Genomic DNA, 21,783 nt, shown 5'->3' with positions numbered 1-21,783 from the left:
ACCAACGGAGCAAGCCTCGGCGCGCTGCCCGTGTCGAACCTAGTTGTCATGGAAATCGGCCTGGCGGCTGGTCTCGTCATCATCGCCGTCGACCAGACGCTGTGGCCGGTCGCTGCCGGAGTCGCCGGGTTCATGCTGATCCTCGCGCTGCTGCGCAGGCGCGGCCGCTGGTTCACCCAGTTGTTCGGGCTGGTGCTGGAGTACAACTTCCGCAACCACACCAGTGCCGTACAACCCGTCACCCCCGGTCTGACCGAAGGCGGGGACGAGAACGGCGACGGAGTGATCGGCCCCGAGGAGAACCACCGCGTGTCGCTGCTGCGGCTGGTCGTTCCCGACCTGGTCGTCGCGCACGGCCAGGACCACGATCGCAACCACGTGGGAATGGCGTTCAACGACGGGAAGTGGACCGCCGTGCTCATGGTGGAGCCGACGCCGTCGCTGGTGAACGAGATCGGCAAGGACCCGAACCTGCCGTTGGGAGCGCTGACCCCCTGCCTGGAGGACCGCGGGGTGGTTCTCGACGCGATCCAGGTGATCTGGCACTGCTATCCCGGAAGTGCGACGCTGCCTTCCAACTCACCGGCGCTGAACTCCTACCTGGAGGTTCTCGGGCCGCTTCCCGCCGCCGCGCGCCGCACCACCTGGGTGGCGGTTCGCCTCGACCCGAAGCGCTGCGCCAAGGCCGTCGGCGAGCGCGGTGGCGGCATCGTCGGCGCCCACCGGGCGCTGATCGGGGCGCTGTCCCGCGTGCGCAGCGCGCTGGAGCAGGAGTCCGTGCCCACCCGGCCGCTGGACCCGGACGAGTTGCTGCAGGCCGGGATCGCCTCGGCCGAGCTCCAATCGGTGCTCGGTTCCCAGCGTTCCGTCGGACTCAAGGAGCGGTGGGACGGCGTCACCGCGGGCGGAGTCGGGCACTCCAGCTACGCGATAACCGGCTGGCCGTCCCAGATGAGCCACAGCCTCAACGCGCTGACCGGTGTCCGGGCGCTTTCCTCCACCGTCGCGATCTCCATCTCCCCCACCGGTGAGGAGAACGAGGTCGGCATGCGTGGTCTCGTGCGCGTCAGCGCCCGCACCCCGGCCGAACTCGACGCGGCCGACGAAAGGCTGCGCACGATAAGCAACAGACTCGGAGTGACCTTGACCCCGCTGCGTGGAGTACAGCTGGCAGGGTTCACCGCCACTCTCCCGTTCGGAGGTGCGGTATGAGCCGCAGCAGGACCATCGACACGCCGGACGACCTGCGCGACGCTGTTCCGGAGTTCCTCGTACCGCCCGAGACCCTCGACACGGTGAGCCCCTCCGGGGACCGCGGCGGGATGATCATCGGTTCCGGCCCGCAGGGCGAGCCGATGTCCACCTCGATCCTGCGTCCGCAGCCGACTCGCATGGTCACGGTGGGCGGGCTGTACCTGGCCCGTCAGATCGCGCTGCGCGCGATGGCGACGGGGGCCTGGGTGATCGTGGCCACCGGCCGTCCAGAGCCGTGGAAGATCCTGGAGCAGGCCGCGGGGGAAACCCCCGACGGGCAGCCGGTCCCGCTCGTGCAGATCAGGCGTCTGACACCGTTCGACCTTCCGCGTTCCAGCGAGGACGCCCCGCTGCTGGTCATCCACGACGGCGGTGCGGTTCCGCAGGAGCTCTTCCCGCCGCGTTCGGCCTGGCAGACCACCATGTACGTACTGCCCTACCTGCACCCGCAGGTGGGCAACGGTACGGCTGCGAACACGGCGGACCTCGTGCTGCTGCAGCGCCTTCCCGCCAACCAGGCGCAGTTGGCAGGCCGGATATGGCACCTGCACCCGCCGCAGGTCCAGCAGCTGACCACGCTCAAGGACGACGGAGTCATCGCGCTCGGCAACATGGTCTGGAACCCCATCCAGCTGGTCACGAACAAACGCGAGCAGGAGATCCTGGGGCCCATCCGCCGCGGGGACTGAGCGGTTCACACAGTTTTGCCTAAAATTGGGACTTTCCCCAGGGGCCCAATTTTAGGCAAAACTGGACGACCGTTCGTGCAGCTTCGCCCGCACCCGCTGAACCAGCTCCCGAGGACTGCGCGTCAGCTCCTCGGAGGTAACCACCATCACGTGCCACCCGCTCGCGCGCAGCGCGGCCAGTCTGCGCTGGTCCCGGTGGTAGTGCGCGGCCCTGAGGTCGGAGTCGGTCAGCCCGCTGCGCAGCGCCTGCACCCGGGTGAACAAACCGCTGGACTCGGGTTCGAGGATCTTCCGCTCCATGGGCCCAGCATGCTGCGAGCGGGCCCGGCGGGCACTACCCGATCGACGGTTCTGTGGAGGAACGACGTCGCTGGGGACAACTGCCAATTATGGGCAAAATCGGAAAAGCTCAGAGGGAGCGGCGCACCCGCGTGGTCCGCGCGCGCTCCGCGAGCTCCTCGTCCGGCGGGTACTCGACCTCGGCCAGCGTCAGCCCGTGCGCCGGGGCCACGGCGCTGGTACGCGTCTCTGAACGAAGCATCTCGCCCGGCCACTCCTGAGCGCGCCTGCCGTCACCGACCATCAGCACCGATCCGACCAGACTCCGCACCATCGAGTGGCAGAAAGCGTCGGCGCTGACGCGCGCCTGCAAGGAGTACCGCCCGACGCGTTCCCACTCGAAGGACAGCAGCTCCCGGATCGTGGTCGCCCCTTCGCGCTTCTTGCAGAAAGCCGCGAAATCGTGCAGCCCGAGCAGCTCGGAGGAGGCCCGGTTCAACCGATCCACGTCCAGGGGCCTGTTCCAGGCGAGCGTGTCCCGCCTGCGCAGCGGATCGACGCCCCACGGCGCGTCGGAGACCCGGTAGAGGTAGTGCCGCCGCGCAGCGGCGAACCGCGCGTCGAACCCCTCGGCCGCCACGCGAGCCCGCAACACCCGCACGTCCGGGGGGAGAATGCGGTTCCACCGCCCGCACAGCCGCTCCAGGTCCGGAACACCGTGCTCGTCGAGCGCCAGCCTCCCGGCCTCATCCGGGGCCAGCGGGACCGCGTCGACGTGCACCACCTGGTGATCGGCGTGCACCCCGGAATCGGTACGACCCGCGACCACCACGGAACCGACGACCTCCCGGCCGGGAGGTTGCTTGCTCAGCGCGTCCTCGAGCAGCCCCTGCACGGTACGCAGCCCGGGCTGACGAGCCCACCCCGAGAAGTCGGTGCCGTCGTAGCACAGATCGATGCGAATACGAACGAACCCGCCGTTCCCGGAGGAAGTGGCGGGTTCGTTCACAGCGTGTTCGGAAGAGATCAGGACTCGTCCTTTTTCTCGTCCTTGTCTTCCAGGCTCTCCTCGACGGTCTCCCTGGACCCCTCGGCGGGTTCCATGTCGGAGGTCTCCTCCTGGGAGACCTCGGAGGACTCGGCGGGAGCCTGCTGCTCCGCGTCCGCCGCGGACTGCTGGTCCTTGGCGAACTTGGTGCCGCGCGCCGCTTCCGCCTCGGAAGTGGCCGTCTTCTCGTTGACCAGCTCGATGACCGCCATCGGGGCGTTGTCGCCCTTGCGCGGCATCGTCTTGACAACCCTGGTGTAGCCACCGGGGCGGTCCGAGAAGAACGGACCGATCTCGGCGAAGAGCTTGTGCACGACGTCCTTGTCCCGGATCGTCTTCAGCACCTCGCGACGATTGTGCAGGTCACCCTTGGTGGCCTTGGTGATGAGCCGCTCGGCGAGCGGTTGAACCCGCTTCGCCTTCGCCTCGGTCGTGGTGATCCGCCCGTGCTCGAAGAGCGCGGAGGCCAGATTCGCCAGGATCAGCCGCTGGTGCGACGGCGACCCGCCGAGACGCGGCCCCTTCGTTGGGCTGGGCATCGGTTGCTCCTCTCAAGGTGCGGCCGGAAACCAGTCCGCGAAGCGGTTAGAGCTGTTCCGTCTCCGCGTAGTCCTGACCGTCGTCGTCATAGCCGTTGTCGAAGCCGCTGTCGTATCCACTGTCGAGACCGGTGTCGAAACCGCCCGTGGACATCTCCTGCGGCATGCTCGTCTCTTCGGACCAGCCCTCGGAGGGGTACTCGGCGGCAGCGGCCGACGGGTCGAATCCGGGCGGGCTGTCCTTCAGGGTCAGCCCCAGGCCGACCAGCTTCATCTTGACCTCGTCGATGGACTTCGCACCGAAGTTGCGAATGTCCAGCAGGTCGGCCTCGCTGCGCGAGACCAGTTCCCCGACGGTGTGGATCCCCTCACGCTTGAGGCAGTTGTAGGAACGCACCGTCAGATCGAGGTCCTCGATCGGCATGGAGTAGGCGGCGATCGTGTCCGCCTCCGCCGGCGAAGGACCGATCTCGATGCCCTCGGCGTCGACGTTGAGCTCCCGAGCCAGCCCGAACAGCTCGACCAGGGTGCGCCCGGCCGAGGCGACCGCGTCCCGCGCGGTCATCGAGGGCTTGGTCTCGACGTCGAGCACGAGCCGGTTGAAGTCCGTACGCTGTTCGACGCGAGTAGCCGTCACGTCGAACGAGACGTTCCGCACCGGGGAGTAGATCGAGTCCACGGGAATCCGACCGATCTCGGCACCGGACTCCTTGTTCTGCGCCGCGGGCACGTAACCGCGTCCCCGCTCGACCACGAGCTCGATCTCCAGCTTGCCCTTCGAGTTGAGGGTAGCGATGTGAAGATCGGGATTGTGTACGGTCACACCGGCGGGCGGAACGATGTCGGCGGCGGTGACGTCACCGGGGCCCTGCTTGCGCAGGTACATGGTGACCGGTTCGTCCTCTTCGGAACTGACCACGAGTTCTTTGATATTCAGGATGACGTCGGTAACGTCCTCCTTGACCCCCGGAATCGTGGTGAATTCGTGGAGCACACCGTCGATACGCAGGCTGGTCACGGCCGCACCCGGAATCGAGGACAGCAGGGCACGGCGGAGCGAATTGCCGAGGGTGTAACCGAAGCCGGGCTCCAGCGGCTCGAAGGTGAACCGGGAGCGCGTCTCCGAAATAGGCTCCTCGGACAGTGAGGGTCGCTGGGAGATGAGCACTGTCGTTTTTCCTTTCCACACGGCGCCCGCCATTTTACGCCGAAGGGATGGCGTGCCCGCTGCGAACAGTGGGCGAGGCGGGGACGCCTTCGCGCCCCCACCCGTACCGGGCTACGGAGCAGCCATCGACACGGTAGCCGCTCCGTCCGGTATCACTTCGAGTAGAGCTCGACGATGAGCTGCTCGGTGACCGGCGTATCGATCTGCGCCCGCTCGGGCAGCTGGTGCACGAGAATGCGCAGCGAGGACGGCACCACCTGCATCCAGGCCGGACAGGGCCGCTCGCCCAGGGTCTCCTTGGCGATGATGAACGGCGTCGTGTTCAACGACTTCGGCTTGACGTCGATGATGTCGAACTTCGATACCTGGTAGCTCGGAATGTCGACCTTCCTGCCGTTGACCAGGAAGTGACCGTGGTTCACCAGCTGACGGGCCTGCCTGCGGGTACGTGCGATCCCCGAGCGGTAGACCACGTTGTCCAGCCGGCTCTCCAGCAGCTGCAGCAGGTTGTCACCGGTCTTGCCGGGCCTGCGGTTGGCCTCCTCGTAGTAGGAGCGGAACTGCCGCTCCAGCACCCCGTAGGTGAAGCGGGCCTTCTGCTTCTCCTGCAGCTGCAGCAGGTACTCGGTCTCCTTGATGCGACCGCGGCCGTGCTGCCCCGGCGGGTACGGACGACGCTCGAACGACTGGTCGCCGCCGATGAGATCAACCTTCAACCGGCGGGACTTGCGGGTCGCGGGACCGGTGTAACGCGCCATTGGTGTCTACTCCTTTCCCGCTGTCAGACCCGGCGCCGCTTCGGCGGGCGGCAGCCGTTGTGCGGCTGGGGGGTCACGTCCTGGATGGTGCCCACTTCGAGGCCTGCCGCCTGCAGTGAGCGGATCGCCGTCTCACGTCCGGAGCCCGGTCCCTTGACGAAGACGTCGACCTTCTTCATGCCGTGCTCGGCGGCCTTGCGGGCAGCGTTCTCCGCGGCCATCTGAGCCGCGAACGGCGTCGACTTCTTGGAGCCCTTGAAACCGACGTGCCCGGCGGAGGCCCAGCTGATCACCGAACCGACGGTGTCGGTGATCGAAACGATCGTGTTGTTGAAAGTGCTCTTGATGTGCGCCTGTCCGTGCGCTACATTCTTTTTCTCTTTACGCCGGACCTTCTTGACGGCGCCGGCGCGCCCCTTCGGTGGCATCGCTGTTCAACTCCTCGCGAGGCTTACTTCCTGGCCTTCTTCTTGCCTGCGACCGTCTTCTTCGGTCCCTTCCGGGTACGGGCGTTGGTCTTGGTCTGCTGCCCGTTCAGCGGCAGGTGACGACGGTGCCGCATGCCGGCATAGGAACCGATCTCGATCTTCCGGCGAATATCGGCCTGGACCTCGCGGCGAAGGTCACCCTCGACCCGGTAGTTGTTCTCGACCTCGGCACGCAGCGCCGAGATCTGGTCGTCGTCGAGGTCCTTCGCACGGGTGTCGAAGGAGATACCCGTCGTCTGCAGAATCGTCTTCGACCTGCTGCGGCCGATGCCGTAGATGTAGGTCAGCGCGACCTCGACGCGCTTGTCGCGCGGGAGGTCGACGCCAGCGAGCCTTGCCATTTGGCAGGTACTCCTCACTCGTCGTTCCAGGTCTTCTCCCCGACCGTCCTCGTGCGCCCGGTTCCCGTCGGACGTCCGCGCTGGAGCGCCCGTCGGGACCACGCCTTGCACGAAGCCCCGGCCTGGTTCCGGAGGTGAACCGACCCAACTCCCGGGCCGGCAGGTTACGGGGAGGTCCCTTGTCGGTCTGTGGTTTTGTCCGCGACCGCGTTACTGCCCGGTCAGCCCTGGCGCTGCTTGTGCCGCCCGTTGCTGCAGATCACGAGGACCCGTCCGTGACGACGGATCACCTGGCAGTTGTCGCAGATCTTCTTCACACTCGGTTTGACCTTCACGGCCGTGCTCTCCTGATCGCGAAGCGTGTCCGTAAACCCGGACACCGTGGAGGTCACTTGTAGCGGTAGACAATGCGCCCACGGGAGAGGTCGTAGGGAGACAGCTCCACGACGACCTTGTCCTCGGGCAGGATGCGGATGTAGTGCTGGCGCATCTTGCCACTGATGTGCGCGAGGACCTTGTGGCCGTTCTCCAACTCGACACGGAAGGTCGCGTTGGGGAGCGGCTCGATCACCCGACCCTCGACCTCAATGGCCCCGTCCTTTTTGCCCATGTCCTCCGCGTTTCGTGACGGTGACAGTTCATCTTCTCGGTAGCGTGTACCGCTTCATTACCGCTGGACGCCGGAGCCGGCACCTAGGGCAGACCCACTCCACGCGCGGTCCGCAGGCCCCACCGCCCCCGACGCGTTAGCCTCGACGGCACAGCAGGAACCACGGCCGTTCCGTAGCGAAACCGTGCCCTGACCCGCCCAGCGGACCATGGCCGCCCCTGCGAGCAGAACGGCATGACGAACCGACGCCACGAGTGCGCCGGTACTCCACTGTACGCGCACGCGCGAATGCCACCCAAATCGGGGCTGGACATCGCCACGCGCCGCACCAGGAGTCGCCCCACGACCACGAAGAGTATCAGCCGAAAAGGCCCCAAAACATTTCTCACCACGGCACGGCCTGTCGGTATGATCGAGTTTCGGCCGGCACATCGCGCCGGGGACGCGTATCGAGGAGAACAGTGACCGCCCAGCACCACGGCCGACGCGCACCGGAACGTCGCACACCCGGCGGAACCCCCCTGGCGGAGTACGGGCGGTTCTTCCGCACCGCGCTACGCAGCCCCACCACCGTGGGAGCGGCCACCCCCACCTCGCAGGTCGTGGGCAGGACCGTGGCTCAAGTCGTCCCCCGCTCCGGCGCTCCCGTGGTGGTCGAGCTGGGCCCCGGCACCGGCTCGCTCAGCGGGGCCATCCACCACCGGCTCCCGGGAGCGGGCAGGCACATCGGAATCGAACTCGACGAGGGGCTCGTGCGGCACCTCCGCACCAACTACCCCCGGATGGAAACCGTCCACGCCGACGCGCGCGACCTGCGCGGCGTCCTGGACCGGCTCGGGGTCGAAGCGGCCGATGTGATCGTCACCAGCATACCCTGGTCCCTGCTTCCGGAAAATGCGCAGGGCGACATCCTGCGGCAGTGCCACGAGGCGCTGACTCCCGCGGGGGTCTTCACGGCCCTCACCTACCTGCCGATGCAGCACACCCCGACGGGGCGCCGATTCGGCACCCGGCTGCACTCCGACTTCGACGAGGTGCTCACCCACGTCACCTGGCGCAACCTCCCCCCGATCCTGCACTACACCTGCAGACGCCCGCTGGTGACGAACGAGGGGTGAGCCGAGAAAGCCCCCGGCGCGCCGCGGAGCTGCGACCGCGGTAACTCCGCGGCGGGGATCGCGCACGTCTCCGGCTCTTCTCCCCGCGAGGACGCGGCAGGCGCTGCTCGAGCTCCGAAAAACCCGCTCACGAGTCCGCCCGCCCCGCCCCGCGGCGGGGAGGGCGGCGAACTCAGTCGGCCGCGGTGAGCACCCAGGGACCGTCCTCGGTGATCGCCACCGTGTGCTCCCAGTGCGCGGCACGCGAGCCGTCGACCGTGACCACGGTCCACTCGTCGTCCAACTCCTCCGTGTCGGGCGGGCCGAGCGTGAGCATGGGCTCGACGGCCAGTGCCATGCCCGTCCGGAGCTTCGGCCCCTTGCCCGGCTTGCCCAGGTTCGGCAGGAAGGGCTCCATGTGCATCCTGGTGCCGATCCCGTGACCGCCGTACTCGGCGATGATCCCGTAGTCGATCCCGTCCGAGGAAGCAGCGGCCCGCGCGGCCGACTCCACCGCGTGCGAGATATCGGTCAGCCGGTTTCCCTCGGCCACCTGGTTTATGCCCGCCCACATGGCGCGCTCGGTGGCCGCGGACAGCGCCAGCTCGCGGGAACCGACCGAACCGACCGGGATCGTCACGGCCGAGTCACCGTGCCACCCGTCCAGGATCGCCCCGCAGTCCACCGAGATCAGGTCGCCGTCAGCCAGCACCTCCGTCTCGGAGGGGATGCCGTGCACGATCTTCTCGTTGATCGAGGCGCAGATCGAGCCGGGAAAACCGTGATAGCCCTTGAAGGAGGGGATCGCACCCGCGTCGCGGATCACGCTCTCGGCCACGGAATCGAGTTCAGCGGTGCTGACACCGGGCTCGGCCCGCTCGGTCACGGCCGAGAGGGCCTTCGCGACCAGGAGCCCCGAGGCGCGCATCGCCTCGATCTCACCCCTGCTCTTGAGTTCGATTCCCTTACCTCGACGCAACATTGCGCCCCCTCCCGTCAAGTCGACGGCTTCTCACGAACATTTTTCTGCTTGAGCGCGTGTCGTCCCGGAGACCGCGAGCGCGGGCTCGGACGAACCGAGTGGCCGGGTCCGTTCCGCGGCAAGCCGGCATCCGCTCGCGAAGGCCCGGTTGCCGGGTGCCGGTCCCCGCACCACCCGGTCGTCCGCACCGAGGACGATGCCCCGGAGCAATCAGCCGTCAGCTGCGAGCGCGCAGGGCTTCCAGCGCCCGCGAGGTGACTTCCTCCACCGGGCCGAACGCGTCGATCGTGAGCAGCTTGTCCCGGTAGTAGTCCAGCAACGGGGCCGTCTCCGAGTCGTACACATCCAGCCTGCGCCGGATGAGCTCCTCGGTGTCGTCGGACCGCCCGCGCTCCAGCAGTCGACGAACGAGCTCTTCACGCGGGACCTCGAACTGTACGACAGCTGTCAGCTGCATGCCGTTCTCGGCGAGGATGCCTCCGAGGACGTCGGCCTGCGGAGTGGTGCGCGGGAATCCGTCGAGCAGGAAGCCCTCGGCCGCGTCGGCCGCGGTGAGTCGCTGACGCACCATCTCGTTGGTGACCTCGTCCGGTACCAGTTCACCGGCGTCGAGGTAGCTCTTGGCCTCCTTGCCCAGCGGCGTGGCGTTGTCGATGTTCTCCCTGAACAGGTCGCCACTGGAAATGTGGGGGACCGCGAGATGTTCACTCAGCACGGCCGCTTGGGTGCCTTTGCCCGCACCGGGCGGGCCGACCAGAACCAATCGCACCAAGGGTCTGCCTCCGAATCCGTGATGATGGCTTGCGCCACCGTTTGGCGGGCGCTTGCGTCCCGTCTGTCATCGCACGTCCGCATCACCGTTGTCGCGGGATGGACTCCGCGGCAGTAGCCGGTTGTGCGGACATCGAGCGATCGACACCGTAACCGAACCTGCCGATTCCGCCATGGGTGCCGCTCGAAGTGTGGGAAACCACTCCCGTGGTCACCATCACTCGCGGGACGAGCGGCACGCCCGGAGAACGGAGGGGAAACCACCCGCACGGACTTCCCGATCCTACCGGAGGAACCCTTCGTAGCTGCGCTGCGTGAGCTGGCTCTCCACCTGTTTGACCGTGTCCAGCCCCACGTTGACCATGATCAGCACCGCGGTGCCGCCGAAGGGGAAGTTCTGCGCACCACCCTGTCCACCGGTGACTCCGAGGAAGAAGTTCGGCAGGACCGCGATGATGCCCAGGTACAGCGCACCGGGAAGCGTGATCCGGGACAGCACGAAGCTGAGATACTCCGCCGTCGGGCGCCCCGGACGGATGCCGGGGATGAAGCCCCCGAACTTCTTCATCTCGTCGGCACGTTCCTCGGGATTGAACGTGATCGAGACGTAGAAGTAGGCGAAGAAGATGATCATCGCCATGTACAGCAGGATGTGCACCCAGCTGGACGGGTCGACGATGTAGGTCTGGATGAACCGCGACCACCAGGTGTTCTGGTTGCCGGCGAGCTGGCCGAGCAGCTGCGGCAGGTAGAGCAGGGAGGAACCGAAGATGACCGGGATGACACCGGCCTGGTTCACCTTCAGCGGCAGGTAGGTGGAAGTGCCGCCGTACATCCTGCGCCCGATCATGCGCTTGGCGTACTGCACCGGTATGCGCCGCTGCGCCTGCTCGACGAACACGACGCTGGCGATGATGACCAGTCCGAAGGCGCAGATGACGGCGAAGACGAAACCGCCGCTGTTGTTCAGGATCTTGCCGCCCTCGGAGGGGATGCGGGCCGCGATCGAGGTGAAGATCAGCAGGGACATCCCGTTGCCGACACCGCGTTCGGTGATCAGCTCGCCCAGCCACATCAGCAGCACCGCGCCCGCGGTCATCGTGACGACGATGACCACCATGTTCAGCACGGAGTTGTCCGGGATGACCTGCGCCTGGCAGCCGGGGAAGAGCTGTCCGCGTACGGCCAGCGCGACGATGCCCGTCGCCTGCAGCACAGCCAGCGCCACGGTGAGGTAGCGGGTGTACTGCGTCAGCTTCGCCTGGCCGGACTGCCCCTCCTTCTTCAGCTGCTCGAACCGCGGGATCACCACCTGCAGCAACTGCACGATGATGCTGGCGGTGATGTAGGGCATGATCCCGAGGGACAGCACCGACAGCTGAAGTAGTGCTCCGCCGCTGAAGAGGTTCAGCAGCGAGTAAACGCTCTGGTTCTCGCCTTCCAGAGCCTGCACACACTGCTGGATGTTCGGGTAGGAAACCCCGGGGGAAGGAATCGTGGCACCGAGCCGGTACAGCACGACGATCCCCAGTGTGAACAGGATCTTGCGGCGCAGATCCGGCGTTGTCAGAGCCGAGCGGAATGCGCCGAGCACGCAGACCTCCTGTGCGCGAGCCGGTAGTCACCGGCCGGTGTCGGTGGCCGACTCACGAGTCGCCCACGGCTGGATTCCGTCAACAGTGCCGTCTAGCACGGAACTGCCGCACGGACTCTAACAGCATTCGGCCGATCTTTCGTAGCCACCTACACACAGCGGCGACAAACCGACAACCGTCCGATACCGACAGTGTTCACCGAGTCCGCGGCCGACGGTTCCACCACCGGGACGTCCGGGCGGGGAACGGGCGCGTTCCCCGCCGCGCACCGGCCGCGGCAACTCGGTCGTGCGGACACGAAAACGGGGCCGGCCACCCATGAGGTCGACCGGCCCCGTTCGAGACCGACGATCACGCGCCACCGATTCGGGCGGGCGCACCGCCCGAATCGCGGTCGCGGATCTTCAGCGCTCCACCTTGGTGGCACTGCCACCGGCCGAGGTGATCTTCTCCCTGGCGCTGCCCGTGAACGCGTGCGCGGTCACGTCCAGCTTCACACCATCGAGATCACCATCGCCGAGGATCTTGACGCGCTCGCCCTTCTTCACCAGACCGACCCCGATCAGCTCGTCGATGCCGACCGTGCCGCCCTGCGGGAAGGCCTGGGCCAACCTGCCGACGTTGATCCCCTGGTACTCGACCCGGCTGGGGTTCTTGAAGCCACGCAGCTTCGGCAGCCGCATCTGCAGCGGCATCTGGCCACCCTCGAAGCCGGGAGCCACTGTCTTACGTGCCTTCGTGCCCTTCGTACCGCGGCCCGCGGTCTTGCCCTTGGAAGCCTCACCACGGCCGACACGAATCTTGCCGCGATTGGACCCCGGGGCAGGCCGCAGATCATGAATCTTGATGACCATTACTCGACCTCCTCGACCGAAACAAGATGGCCAACCGTGTCGACCTGGCCGCGAACCGTGGAAGTGTTCGGACGGGTGACGGTCTGGCCGATCTTACGCAACCCGAGAGTACGCATGGTCTCCCGTTGATTGGGCTTGCGACCGGCCAGCCCACGCAGCTGGGTGATCTTCAACTGGCTCATCGGTTCAGACCTCCTGACCCGCGCGCTGACGCAGCATCCGGGCCGGAGCGACGTCCTCCAGCGGCAGACCGCGCCGAGCGGCGACCTCCTCGGGGCGCTGCAGTTCCTTCAGCGCCGTGATGGTCGCCTGCACGATGTTGAGCGAGTTACCGCTGCCCAACGACTTGCTCAGCACGTCGTGCACGCCTGCGCACTCCAGCACCGCACGGACGGGACCACCGGCGATGACACCGGTACCCGGACTGGCCGGACGCAGCAGCACCTTGCCCGCGGCATCCTCACCCTGCACCGGGTGAGTGATCGTGCCGGCGACTCGCGGAACACGGAAGTAGTTCTTCTTGGCTTCCTCGACGCCCTTGGCGATGGCGGAAGGCACTTCCTTGGCCTTGCCGTAGCCGACGCCAACGAGGCCGTCGCCGTCGCCACAGACGACCAGCGCGGTGAAGCTGAAGCGCCTACCGCCCTTGACGACCTTCGCGACCCTGTTGATGGTCACGACACGCTCGAACTGCGGGGATTTTTCCTGGGCCGCCCCGCCACGGCCACCGTCGCGGCGGTCCTTGCGGTCTTTGCCGCCGGATTCCGAACCGCCTTCACGCCGAGTGCGTCCAGGCATCAGGCGTCCCTTCCGTTACGTGCTGTCATCCTTCGTGCGACGACGATGTGGTTATTGCGCACTTCTCAGAACTCCAGACCGCCGTCGCGTGCGGCGTCCGCGAGGGCGGCCACGCGGCCGTGGTAGGCGTGACCTCCACGGTCGAAGACCACCTTCTCGATCCCCGCTTGGCTCGCGCGCTCGGCGACCAGCTCGCCGATCCGTGTGGCCTTGGCCTTCTTGTCGCCCTCGAACGTGCGGAAACCGGCTTCCATCGTGGTGGCCGACGCCAGGGTGTGCCCGATCGTGTCGTCGATGACCTGCGCGACGATGTGCCGCGTCGAACGGCTGACGACCAGACGGGGGCGCTGCGGCGTGCCGCTGATCTTCTTGCGAATCCGGACGTGCCGCTGGGTGCGGGCACGGCGACGCACGGTCGCGATGCTCTTGCCCACCGGCTTGCGCTTCCTGGTGGCTGTGGTGCTCTCGCTCATGGTCACTTACCCGTCTTCCCGACCTTGCGGCGAATGGTCTCACCCGCGTAACGCACGCCCTTGCCGTTGTAGGGCTCGGGCAGGCGCAGCTTGCGAATCCTGGCGGCTACCTCGCCGACGAGCTGCTTGTCGACACCCTTGACCGACAGCTTCGCCGGACCGTCCGTGGCGAACTCGATGCCCTTCGGGGGATCCATGACCACCGGGTGGCTGTACCCCAGCGAGAACTCGAGACTCTCGCCCTTCTGGACCACGCGGTAACCCACACCCTGAATCTCGAGGTCCTTCTGGAAGCCCTGACTGACCCCGAGGACCATGTTGTTGATCAGGCTGCGCGAAAGGCCGTGCAGCGAGCGGTTGGCCCGCTCGTTGTCCGGACGCTTGACCAGCAGCGAGCCGTCGGAGTCCTTCTCGACCCAGATCGGCTCGGAAATACGCTGGTTCAGTTTTCCCTTGGGACCGCTCACCGTAACCGCCTGGCCGTCGATATCGACCTCGACGCCGGAGGGAACGGTGATCGGCAACTTACCGATGCGCGACATACCGTGGTCTCCTCCTTCACCAGACGTAGGCGAGGACTTCCCCGCCTACACCATTCCGCATCGCTTGCCGGTCCGTCTGCAGACCGCTCGACGTCGAGATAATGGCGATGCCGAGCCCCCCCAGAACCTTCGGCAGGTTCGTGGACTTGGCATACACCCGCAGTCCGGGCTTGGAAACCCGGCGCAGCCCGGTAATGGACTTCTCGCGGTTGGGCCCGAACTTGAGTTCCACGACCAGTTCCTTGGTCTTGGCCCCTTGCTGCACGCGAGAGCCAGCCACGTAGCCCTCGCGCTGAAGAATGTCGGCGATGTTCGCCTTGATCTTGGAGTGCGGCATCACGATCTCGTCGTGGTAAGCGCGACTCCCGTTGCGCAGACGTGTCAACATGTCTGCGATCGGATCGGTCATCGTCATGGTGACCTTGTCAACCTTTCTCGTTCGGTTCCCCGGACCCGGATACCGCGTTTCCCGCACGATCGGTGAACGTGCCCAGGTGCACGCGGTCTGGATCCTGGCCTAAACGAAGTCGTGGATACTGGCTCCACCCGCTCGGAACCTCGTCCCGGGAACGAGCGGACCGTTGTCGTCGCGAGCCTGTTGCCGGGCTGCCGCCACTGGTTCGGAAGGACTCGACGAGACACCCCGCACACGGGTCGTCCCGTCGTCACGACCTCACCAGGAAGACTTGCTGATCCCCGGCAGTTCGCCGCTGTGGGCCATCTCGCGGAAGCAGATCCGGCAGAGGCCGAATTTGCGAAGGACCGCACGGGACCGCCCGCAACGCTGGCAACGAGTGTAGCCACGCACCCGGAATTTCGGCTTGCGTGCCGCCTTGTTTATCAGTGCTTTCTTGGCCATCGGCTCAGTTCTCCTAGTCTCGATCCGCAGCGACGGCCACGAGTCACTGTTCCCGGAACGGGAAGCCAAGCTGCCGCAGCAGCGACCTGCCTTCTTCGTCGGTGGTGGCCGTTGTCACTACCGTGATGTCCATACCACGCGCCCGATCGATCGAGTCCTGATCGATCTCGTGGAACATCGACTGGTCGTTGAGACCAAACGTGTAGTTGCCGTTACCGTCGAATTGCTTCGGCGACAAGCCCCGGAAATCACGGATACGCGGCAGGGAGATCGAGATCAGGCGATCGATGAACTCCCACATCCGCGCGCCGCGCAGCGTGGCCCGTGCGCCGATCGGCATGCCCTCGCGAACCTTGAACTGCGCGATGGACTTGCGCGCCTTGCGTACTTCCGCACGCTGACCGGTGATGATCGCGAGATCGCGGACGGCACCCTCGATCAGCTTGCTGTCCCGCGCGGCATCGCCCACACCCATGTTGACGACGACCTTGACCATACCCGGAACCAGCATCGGGTTGGAGTACCCGAACTCCTCGTTCAGGGCCGGGACGATCTCGTCGCGGTAGCGGGCCTTCAGCCGCGGGACATTCCTCTCGGTGTTCTTCTCCGTGGTAGTCACGAGTTAGATGTCCTTACCGTTGCGGCGAGAGATCCGAACCTTCTTGCCGTCCTCGCCGGTGCGATAACCAACGCGAGTGGGCTTACCGTCCGAGTCCAGGACCATCACGTTGCTGACGTGGATCGGCGCTTCCTGCGTCACGATGCCGCCGGACTGCGCGCCCCGCTCGGTCCGGGAGACGCGGGTGTGCTTCTTGATCTGGTTCACGCCCTCGACCAGCACGCGCTCCCGGCTGGGGAAAGCCTGGATGACCTTGCCCCTGGCGCCCTTGTCCTTTCCGGCGGTAACGACGACCGTGTCGCCCTTCTTCACCTTCATCACAGCACCTCCGGCGCGAGCGAGATGATCTTCATGAACTTCTTGTCACGCAGCTCGCGTCCGACGGGACCGAAGATACGGGTACCGCGCGGATCACCGCCCGGCCTGATCAGGACGGCGGCGTTCTCGTCGAAACGGATGTAGGAACCGTCCGGACGACGCTTTTCCTTCTTCTGGCGGACGATGACCGCCTTGACCACATCGCCACGCCGGACGCCGGCGGCCGGGATGGCCTCCTTGACCGTGGCCACAACCACGTCACCGATGCCCGCGTAGCGTCGACCCGACCCACCGAGGACCCGGATCGTGAGGATCTCCTTGGCCCCGGTGTTGTCGGCGACTCGCAGTCGCGACTCCTGCTGGATCACGTTTACTCCTGACCCTAAGTTTCCGCGCCTCGTGCGCGGAGACACTCTGGCATGCCCGATTTCCGACCCGACATGCGCGGTCACAACAACCTGCGGGGGGCTTTGGCACCGCCCCCCGCAGGTGGCGTCACTTGGCCTTTTCCTGGATCTCGACCAGTCGCCAGCGCTTCGTGGCCGACAGCGGGCGAGTCTCCATCAGCAAAACCCGGTCACCGACACCCGCTTCGTTGTTCTCGTCGTGCGCCTTGACCTTGGTGGTCTTGCGCATGATCTTGCCGTAGAGCGGGTGCTTCTTGCGGTCCTCGAGAGCCACCACGACCGTCTTGTCCATCTTGGACGAGACGACATGCCCCTCGCGGGTCTTGCGCTGGTTGCGCTGCTGGTTCTGCTCTTGGGTCACTGTTTCGCTCATGCCGCGCCCTCCTCGGCGCCCTCAGGAGACACCGACAGGCCCAGTTCACGTTCACGCATGATCGTGTAGATCCGAGCAATGTCCCTGCGAACGACGCGCAACCGTCGGTTGTTCTGCAACTGCCCAGTCGCCATCTGGAAGCGAAGGTTGAACAGTTCTTCCTTCGACTCACGCAACCGGGAAACGAGCTCCTCGTCGTTGAGTTCCCGGAGCTCCGTAGCGGTGACACCAGCCGCCATCAGAAGTCACCACCCTCGCGGGACACGATCTTGCACTTCATAGGAAGCTTGTGGACCGCGCGCCTCAGTGCCTCGTAAGCGATTTTCTCGTTCGGGTAGTTCAGCTCGAATACGATCCGACCCGGCTTGACGTTCGCGATCCAGTATTCCGGCGAACCCTTGCCCGACCCCATGCGGGTTTCCGCGGGCTTCTTCGTCAGCGGGCGGTCCGGGAAGATGTTGATCCAGACCTTGCCGCCACGCTTGACGTGCCGGGTGATCGCGATACGTGCCGATTCGATCTGCCGGTTCGTCACGTAGGCTTGTTCCAGCGCTTGGATGCCGTACTCGCCGAAGTTGATCCGGGTGCCGCCCTTGGCGAAGCCCTTACGCTTCGGCGCGTGGCTCTTGCGCCACCTGACCTTGCGTGGGACGAGCACGTCTCAGTCCTCCGTCTTCTGTTCAGCGTGCGGCTCGCTGACAGCCGGAGCGTTCTCGACGGCGGCGTCCGTCGCCGTCTGCTCCTGCTGCGGGCTCTCCGAGGATCCACCGGACTTCGAGCCGCCCTTGGCGGCACGGCCGCTCTCGGTACCCACGTTCGTCGTGCCGGAGGCACCCGAACGACGCCGGCCACCGCGCTCGGAGCGGCCACCACGGCCACCCTCGCGGCCGCCACCGCCCTCACCGCGCGGCGGGCGCACCTCGGACTCCTGCTGCTTCTGCTTCAGGCCGCCGATGAGCTCGCCCTTGTAGATCCAGACCTTCACACCGATGCGGCCGAAGGTCGTGCGGGCCTCGAAGAACCCGTAGTCCATGTCCGCACGCAGCGTGTGCAGCGGCACCTGGCCCTCGCGGTAGAACTCCGAGCGGGACATCTCGGCCCCGCCGAGCCTGCCACTGCACTGCACCCTGATCCCCTTGACCTGGGACGAGCGCATGGCCGACTGGATGCCCTTGCGCATGGCCCTGCGGAAGGACACCCGGTTGGACAGCTGCTCGGCGATGCCCTGCGCGACCAGCTGGGCATCGGCCTCGGAGTTCTTGACCTCGAGGATGTTGAGCTGAACCTGCTTACCGGTCAGCTTCTCCAACGAACCGCGAATCCGGTCCGCCTCGGCACCACGCCGGCCGATGACGATTCCCGGACGAGCGGTGTGAATGTCCACCCTCACCCGCTCGCGGGTGCGCTCGATCTCGACCTTGGAGATCCCGGCGCGCTCCATCCCGCGGGAGAGATGACGGCGGATCTTGACGTCCTCCGCGACGTACTCCGCGTACTGCTTGTCGGCGTACCAGCGAGACTTCCAGTCCGTGGTGATGCCGAGCCGGAAGCCGTGCGGGTTGATCTTCTGACCCACTACCGGGCACTCCCCTTCTGGCTGCGCTTACGAGACTTGCCCTGCCCCTTCGGCTGGCGCGACTCGACCTCGACCGTGATGTGGCTGGTCCGCTTCCGGATACGGAAAGCACGGCCCTGGGCGCGCGGACGGAACCGCTTCAGCGTCGGGCCCTCGTCCACATACGCGCGGTGCACCCACAGCGTGCTCGGATCGAGCGCGTTGTTGTTCTCCGCGTTGGCCATCGCACTGGCGAGCACCTTCGACACCTGACCGCTGGCGGTCTGCGGAGCGAACTTGAGCACGTCCAGGGCTTCACTGGCGCTACGGCCCCTGATGAGATCGACCACGCGGCGCGCCTTCATGGGCGCCACGCGGACGAAGCGGGCCCGCGCCACCGCACGCGGGTTTTCCGCGGCACTGTCGTCGGTACGGGCATTCATCCTGTTACCCCTTTGCCCCGGGTCGTCGAGCTCTGCAGACGACCCGGCTCGTTCGTGTCACAAACCCGCTCAGCGGCGGCGAGACTTCCTGTCGTCCTTGACGTGACCCTTGAAAGTGCGGGTCGGGGCGAACTCGCCGAGCTTGTGTCCAACCATGTTCTCGCTGATGAACACCGGCACGTGCTTGCGGCCGTCGTGGACGGCGATCGTGTGCCCCACCATGTCCGGAATGACCGTGGACCGGCGCGACCAGGTCTTGATCACCGTCTTCTTGTTGGACTCGTTCAGGGCGTCCACCTTCTTGAGCAGGTGGTCGTCCACGAACGGGCCCTTCTTCAGGCTACGTGGCATCGGTCGTTACCTCCTGGCTCAGCGCCGCTTCTTCTTACCAGTGCGACGACGCCGAACGATGAGCTTGTCACTGGACTTGCTTCGGCGACTGCGGCCCTCGGGCTTGCCCTTCGGGTTGACCGGGTGCCGGCCACCGGAGGTACGTCCCTCACCACCACCGTGCGGGTGGTCGATCGGGTTCATGACGACACCGCGAACGGTGGGACGCCTGCCCCTCCAGCGGCTACGTCCAGCCTTGCCCCAATTGATGTTGGAGTGCTCGGAGTTGCCGACCTCGCCCACCGTGGCCCGGCAGCGCACGTCGACGTTGCGGATCTCGCCCGAGGGCATCCGCAGCTGGGCGTGCGGCCCTTCCTTGGCCACCAGCTGGACCCTGGTGCCCGCCGACCGCGCGATCTTCGCTCCGCCGCCCGGCCGCAGCTCGATCCCGTGGATCACGGTGCCGGTGGGGATGTTGCGCATCGGCAGGTTGTTGCCCGGCTTGATGTCGGCACGCGGACCGCTCTCCACCATGTCGCCCTGGCGGACCTTGTCCGGGGCGATGATGTAGCGCTTCTCGCCGTCCCGGTAGTGCAGCAGCGCGATGCGCGCACTGCGGTTGGGGTCGTATTCGATGTGGGCGACCTTGGCCGGCACACCGTCCTTGTCGTTCCGGCGGAAATCGATCACGCGGTAAGCGCGCTTGTGACCGCCACCCTGGTGCCGGGTGGTGATCCTGCCGTGTCCGTTCCGACCGCCCTTGCCGTACAGCGGACGGACCAGCGACTTCTCCGGGTGAGATCGGGTGATCTCGGAGAAATCGGCCACGCTCGAACCGCGACGACCCGCGGTCGTCGGCTTGTACTTGCGAATGCCCATCTCTATCGCAGTCCTCAGTCTCCTTCGACGTGCCCTCTACCGCCCGGTTCAGGCGGTCTGGCCGCCGAAGATCTCGATCGGCTTGCTATCGGGGGACAGCGTCACGATCGCCCGCTTGGTGTCCTTGCGCTTGCCGAAGCCCGTGCGGGTGCGCTTGCGCTTACCCTGTCGGTTGATCGTGTTGACACTCTTGACCTGCACGCCGAAGATCTTCTCGACCGCGATCTTGATCTCGGTCTTGTTCGAGCTCGGGCGGACCAGGAACGTGTACTGGTTCTCCGAAAGCAGTGCGTAGCTCTTCTCGGAGATCACCGGCGCGATCAGGATGTCTCGCGGATCGGGGATCACTGGTCTGCCTCCTCAGCCTGACTCGAAGTCGCGTCGGGGGTGACCGCGGTCTTGGCCGACCGCTTCGGCGACCGCTCGGCGACGAAGCGCTCGAAGGCGGCCTTGCTGAACACGACGTCGTCGTTGACCAGGACGTCGTAGGTGTTCAGCTGACCCGGGTCGAGGATGTGCACGTGAGGCAGGTTCCGCAGGCTCAGCCACGCGGTCTCCTCGGTGCTGTTGAGCACCACGAGCACACGCCTCGCGTCGGTCACACTCCGCAGCGTCGCTTTGGCTTCCTTGGTGGACGGCTTCTCGCCGCTGGTCACCTCGGTGACGACGTGGATCTGGTCCGCGCGGGCACGGTCGGACAACGCACTGCGCAGCGCGGCCGCCTTCATCTTCTTGGGCGTGCGCTGCGAGTAGTCCCTCGGGGTGGGGCCGTGCACGGTACCGCCACCGACGAACTGCGGGGCACGGATCGAGCCCTGCCGGGCGTTGCCGGTGCCCTTCTGCCGGTAGGGCTTCTTGCTGCCGCCTGCGACCTCACCGCGGGTCTTGACGGAGTGCGTTCCCTGGCGGGCCGCGGCCAACTGCGCCGTGACGACCTGGTGCATCAGCGGGACGTTCGCCTTCGCGTCGAACAGCTCCGCCGGCAGGTCGACCTGCCCGTCGGTGTTCCCGTCCGGTGTGCGGACGTCGAGCTTAGCGGCCATCACGCACCACCCTTCGTAGAGCTCTTGACCAGCACGAGGCCGCCGTTCGGACCGGGGATCGCTCCCTTGATCAGCAGCAATCCGGACTCGTCGTCGACCCGGTGCACCTTGAGGTTCTGGGTGGTCACGCGCTTGCCGCCCATGCGACCCGGCATCTTCTTGCCCTTGAACACCCGCGCGGGGTAAGCGCAACCACCGATGGACCCGGGCTTGCGGTGCACGGCCTGCGTACCGTGGCTCTGCCCCTGGCGGGCGAAGCCGTAGCGCTTGACCGTACCGGCGAAGCCCTTGCCCTTGCTGGTGCCGACCACGTCCACGTTCGCGCCGGACTCGAACACGTCAGCGTTGAGCTCCTGACCGAGTTCGTAGTCCTTGGCATCCGAGGTACGCAGCTCGACCAGGTGACGCCGCGGCGTCACACCCGCCTTGGCGAACTGGCCGCTGCGCGGCTTGCTCACCTTGCGCGGATCGATGGCGCCGAACGCCAGCTGGACGGCCTGGTAACCGTCGTTCTCCTTGGTACGGACCTGGGTAATCAGGTTGGGCCCGGCCTGCACGACCGTCACCGGGACCACCCGGTTCGAGTCGTCGAAGACCTGGGTCATCCCGAGCTTGGTGCCCAGAATCCCCTTCATCTGCCTTTCAGACATGGCTCTCGTTCTCTCCGCCGC

Annotated in this window: 35 protein-coding genes; 3 read left to right on the top strand and 32 right to left on the bottom strand. The window is 66.3% G+C overall.

The window, feature by feature from the left end; translation table 11 throughout:
* Nucleotides 1-30 precede the first annotated feature (30 nt).
* Both eccE and G9Q41_RS06125 read left to right on the top strand, forming a co-directional pair.
* Entirely contained in the window at nt 31-1,212 is a 1,182-nt protein-coding gene (eccE, locus tag G9Q41_RS06130; protein ID WP_165631843.1) for a type VII secretion protein EccE, read from the top strand.
* On the top strand, nt 1,209-1,943 hold the full coding sequence (locus G9Q41_RS06125) for a hypothetical protein (RefSeq protein WP_092526025.1): 735 nt from the start codon (nt 1,209-1,211) through the stop codon (nt 1,941-1,943). Before eccE ends, G9Q41_RS06125 begins: the two co-directional genes overlap by 4 nt.
* Nucleotides 1,944-1,994: 51 nt before the next feature.
* On the opposite strand, the gene G9Q41_RS06120 is transcribed toward G9Q41_RS06125, so the two are convergent.
* The 9 genes from G9Q41_RS06120 to infA form a co-directional block, all read right to left on the bottom strand.
* Nucleotides 1,995-2,243, bottom strand: a complete 249-nt coding sequence (locus G9Q41_RS06120; RefSeq protein WP_165631844.1) for a hypothetical protein — start codon at nt 2,241-2,243, stop codon at nt 1,995-1,997.
* Between the two features lie 109 nt (nt 2,244-2,352).
* Nucleotides 2,353-3,231, bottom strand: coding sequence for a tRNA pseudouridine(38-40) synthase TruA (gene truA, locus G9Q41_RS06115; protein ID WP_165631845.1), 879 nt, complete (start codon nt 3,229-3,231; stop codon nt 2,353-2,355).
* A 17-nt stretch (nt 3,232-3,248) separates the two neighbouring features.
* On the bottom strand, nt 3,249-3,809 hold the full coding sequence (gene rplQ, locus G9Q41_RS06110; protein WP_165631846.1) for a 50S ribosomal protein L17: 561 nt from the start codon (nt 3,807-3,809) through the stop codon (nt 3,249-3,251).
* A 46-nt stretch (nt 3,810-3,855) separates the two neighbouring features.
* On the bottom strand, nt 3,856-4,977 hold the full coding sequence (locus G9Q41_RS06105; RefSeq protein WP_092526019.1) for a DNA-directed RNA polymerase subunit alpha: 1,122 nt from the start codon (nt 4,975-4,977) through the stop codon (nt 3,856-3,858).
* A gap of 152 nt (nt 4,978-5,129) precedes the next feature.
* Nucleotides 5,130-5,735 carry a 30S ribosomal protein S4 gene (gene rpsD / locus G9Q41_RS06100; RefSeq protein WP_092526015.1) on the bottom strand — a complete coding sequence of 202 codons (606 nt, stop codon included), beginning with the start codon at nt 5,733-5,735 and terminating at the stop codon, nt 5,130-5,132.
* Nucleotides 5,736-5,758: 23 nt separating this feature from the next.
* Nucleotides 5,759-6,163 (bottom strand): 30S ribosomal protein S11, encoded by a 405-nt coding sequence (rpsK, locus tag G9Q41_RS06095; RefSeq protein ID WP_017976782.1) that lies wholly within the window; start codon nt 6,161-6,163, stop codon nt 5,759-5,761.
* Between the two features lie 23 nt (nt 6,164-6,186).
* Complete coding sequence (gene rpsM, locus G9Q41_RS06090; RefSeq protein ID WP_092526012.1) at nt 6,187-6,564, bottom strand: 30S ribosomal protein S13; 378 nt, start codon at nt 6,562-6,564, stop codon at nt 6,187-6,189.
* Nucleotides 6,565-6,785: 221 nt separating this feature from the next.
* Nucleotides 6,786-6,899, bottom strand: coding sequence for a 50S ribosomal protein L36 (gene rpmJ / locus G9Q41_RS06085; protein ID WP_026152744.1), 114 nt, complete (start codon nt 6,897-6,899; stop codon nt 6,786-6,788).
* 53 nt (nt 6,900-6,952) lie between these two features.
* Nucleotides 6,953-7,174, bottom strand: coding sequence for a translation initiation factor IF-1 (gene infA / locus G9Q41_RS06080; RefSeq protein WP_017976785.1), 222 nt, complete (start codon nt 7,172-7,174; stop codon nt 6,953-6,955).
* A gap of 461 nt (nt 7,175-7,635) precedes the next feature.
* Between infA and G9Q41_RS06075 the strand changes: the two genes are divergently transcribed.
* Nucleotides 7,636-8,292 (top strand): methyltransferase domain-containing protein, encoded by a 657-nt coding sequence (locus G9Q41_RS06075; RefSeq protein ID WP_165631847.1) that lies wholly within the window; start codon nt 7,636-7,638, stop codon nt 8,290-8,292.
* Nucleotides 8,293-8,464: 172 nt separating this feature from the next.
* On the opposite strand, the gene map is transcribed toward G9Q41_RS06075, so the two are convergent.
* The 23 genes from map to rplC form a co-directional block, all read right to left on the bottom strand.
* Nucleotides 8,465-9,253, bottom strand: coding sequence for a type I methionyl aminopeptidase (gene map, locus G9Q41_RS06070; protein ID WP_165631848.1), 789 nt, complete (start codon nt 9,251-9,253; stop codon nt 8,465-8,467).
* 217 nt (nt 9,254-9,470) lie between these two features.
* The gene (locus G9Q41_RS06065; RefSeq protein WP_092526003.1) at nt 9,471-10,025 is read right to left on the bottom strand and encodes an adenylate kinase; all 555 of its coding nucleotides are present in this window, start codon (nt 10,023-10,025) and stop codon (nt 9,471-9,473) included.
* Between the two features lie 282 nt (nt 10,026-10,307).
* Nucleotides 10,308-11,618, bottom strand: coding sequence for a preprotein translocase subunit SecY (gene secY, locus G9Q41_RS06060; RefSeq protein ID WP_092526000.1), 1,311 nt, complete (start codon nt 11,616-11,618; stop codon nt 10,308-10,310).
* Between the two features lie 405 nt (nt 11,619-12,023).
* Complete coding sequence (gene rplO / locus G9Q41_RS06055; protein WP_092525997.1) at nt 12,024-12,473, bottom strand: 50S ribosomal protein L15; 450 nt, start codon at nt 12,471-12,473, stop codon at nt 12,024-12,026.
* Nucleotides 12,473-12,655, bottom strand: coding sequence for a 50S ribosomal protein L30 (gene rpmD, locus G9Q41_RS06050; protein WP_017976791.1), 183 nt, complete (start codon nt 12,653-12,655; stop codon nt 12,473-12,475). Before rpmD ends, rplO begins: the two co-directional genes overlap by 1 nt.
* Before the next feature lie 4 nt (nt 12,656-12,659).
* On the bottom strand, nt 12,660-13,271 hold the full coding sequence (rpsE, locus tag G9Q41_RS06045) for a 30S ribosomal protein S5 (RefSeq protein ID WP_092525994.1): 612 nt from the start codon (nt 13,269-13,271) through the stop codon (nt 12,660-12,662).
* 65 nt (nt 13,272-13,336) lie between these two features.
* The gene (gene rplR / locus G9Q41_RS06040) at nt 13,337-13,744 is read right to left on the bottom strand and encodes a 50S ribosomal protein L18 (RefSeq protein ID WP_165631849.1); all 408 of its coding nucleotides are present in this window, start codon (nt 13,742-13,744) and stop codon (nt 13,337-13,339) included.
* A 2-nt stretch (nt 13,745-13,746) separates the two neighbouring features.
* On the bottom strand, nt 13,747-14,286 hold the full coding sequence (gene rplF, locus G9Q41_RS06035) for a 50S ribosomal protein L6 (protein WP_165631850.1): 540 nt from the start codon (nt 14,284-14,286) through the stop codon (nt 13,747-13,749).
* 16 nt (nt 14,287-14,302) lie between these two features.
* Nucleotides 14,303-14,701 carry a 30S ribosomal protein S8 gene (gene rpsH, locus G9Q41_RS06030; RefSeq protein ID WP_092525984.1) on the bottom strand — a complete coding sequence of 133 codons (399 nt, stop codon included), beginning with the start codon at nt 14,699-14,701 and terminating at the stop codon, nt 14,303-14,305.
* A gap of 258 nt (nt 14,702-14,959) precedes the next feature.
* The gene (locus G9Q41_RS06025) at nt 14,960-15,145 is read right to left on the bottom strand and encodes a type Z 30S ribosomal protein S14 (protein ID WP_092525981.1); all 186 of its coding nucleotides are present in this window, start codon (nt 15,143-15,145) and stop codon (nt 14,960-14,962) included.
* A 43-nt stretch (nt 15,146-15,188) separates the two neighbouring features.
* The gene (rplE, locus tag G9Q41_RS06020; RefSeq protein WP_017976796.1) at nt 15,189-15,764 is read right to left on the bottom strand and encodes a 50S ribosomal protein L5; all 576 of its coding nucleotides are present in this window, start codon (nt 15,762-15,764) and stop codon (nt 15,189-15,191) included.
* 3 nt (nt 15,765-15,767) lie between these two features.
* Nucleotides 15,768-16,082, bottom strand: coding sequence for a 50S ribosomal protein L24 (gene rplX, locus G9Q41_RS06015; protein ID WP_017976797.1), 315 nt, complete (start codon nt 16,080-16,082; stop codon nt 15,768-15,770).
* On the bottom strand, nt 16,082-16,450 hold the full coding sequence (rplN, locus tag G9Q41_RS06010; RefSeq protein WP_017976798.1) for a 50S ribosomal protein L14: 369 nt from the start codon (nt 16,448-16,450) through the stop codon (nt 16,082-16,084). Before rplN ends, rplX begins: the two co-directional genes overlap by 1 nt.
* A gap of 127 nt (nt 16,451-16,577) precedes the next feature.
* A complete protein-coding gene (rpsQ, locus tag G9Q41_RS06005; protein WP_165631851.1) occupies nt 16,578-16,862 on the bottom strand; it encodes a 30S ribosomal protein S17 in 285 nt (94 codons plus the stop codon).
* Entirely contained in the window at nt 16,859-17,101 is a 243-nt protein-coding gene (gene rpmC / locus G9Q41_RS06000) for a 50S ribosomal protein L29 (protein WP_017976800.1), read from the bottom strand. The genes rpsQ and rpmC overlap by 4 nt, the downstream gene beginning before the upstream one ends.
* Complete coding sequence (gene rplP / locus G9Q41_RS05995; RefSeq protein ID WP_017976801.1) at nt 17,101-17,520, bottom strand: 50S ribosomal protein L16; 420 nt, start codon at nt 17,518-17,520, stop codon at nt 17,101-17,103. Before rplP ends, rpmC begins: the two co-directional genes overlap by 1 nt.
* A gap of 3 nt (nt 17,521-17,523) precedes the next feature.
* On the bottom strand, nt 17,524-18,438 hold the full coding sequence (gene rpsC / locus G9Q41_RS05990; protein WP_092525977.1) for a 30S ribosomal protein S3: 915 nt from the start codon (nt 18,436-18,438) through the stop codon (nt 17,524-17,526).
* Nucleotides 18,438-18,860, bottom strand: coding sequence for a 50S ribosomal protein L22 (gene rplV, locus G9Q41_RS05985; protein WP_017976803.1), 423 nt, complete (start codon nt 18,858-18,860; stop codon nt 18,438-18,440). The genes rpsC and rplV overlap by 1 nt, the downstream gene beginning before the upstream one ends.
* 69 nt (nt 18,861-18,929) lie before the next feature.
* Complete coding sequence (rpsS, locus tag G9Q41_RS05980) at nt 18,930-19,211, bottom strand: 30S ribosomal protein S19 (protein WP_017976804.1); 282 nt, start codon at nt 19,209-19,211, stop codon at nt 18,930-18,932.
* Between the two features lie 18 nt (nt 19,212-19,229).
* Nucleotides 19,230-20,069: a 50S ribosomal protein L2 gene (rplB, locus tag G9Q41_RS05975; RefSeq protein WP_092525975.1), complete on the bottom strand. Its 840-nt coding sequence runs from the start codon at nt 20,067-20,069 to the stop codon at nt 19,230-19,232.
* A 48-nt stretch (nt 20,070-20,117) separates the two neighbouring features.
* A complete protein-coding gene (gene rplW, locus G9Q41_RS05970; RefSeq protein ID WP_017976806.1) occupies nt 20,118-20,417 on the bottom strand; it encodes a 50S ribosomal protein L23 in 300 nt (99 codons plus the stop codon).
* Nucleotides 20,414-21,112 carry a 50S ribosomal protein L4 gene (gene rplD, locus G9Q41_RS05965; RefSeq protein WP_092525973.1) on the bottom strand — a complete coding sequence of 233 codons (699 nt, stop codon included), beginning with the start codon at nt 21,110-21,112 and terminating at the stop codon, nt 20,414-20,416. Before rplD ends, rplW begins: the two co-directional genes overlap by 4 nt.
* Entirely contained in the window at nt 21,112-21,762 is a 651-nt protein-coding gene (gene rplC, locus G9Q41_RS05960) for a 50S ribosomal protein L3 (RefSeq protein ID WP_092525971.1), read from the bottom strand. The genes rplD and rplC overlap by 1 nt, the downstream gene beginning before the upstream one ends.
* Nucleotides 21,763-21,783: the final 21 nt, after the last annotated feature.

It is taken from the genome of Actinopolyspora sp. BKK2 (genome assembly GCF_011291845.1).
Classification (GTDB): domain Bacteria; phylum Actinomycetota; class Actinomycetes; order Mycobacteriales; family Pseudonocardiaceae; genus Actinopolyspora; species Actinopolyspora saharensis.
The sequence above is the reverse complement of the archived record's forward strand: the minus strand, read 5'-3'. Positions and strand labels throughout refer to the sequence as shown.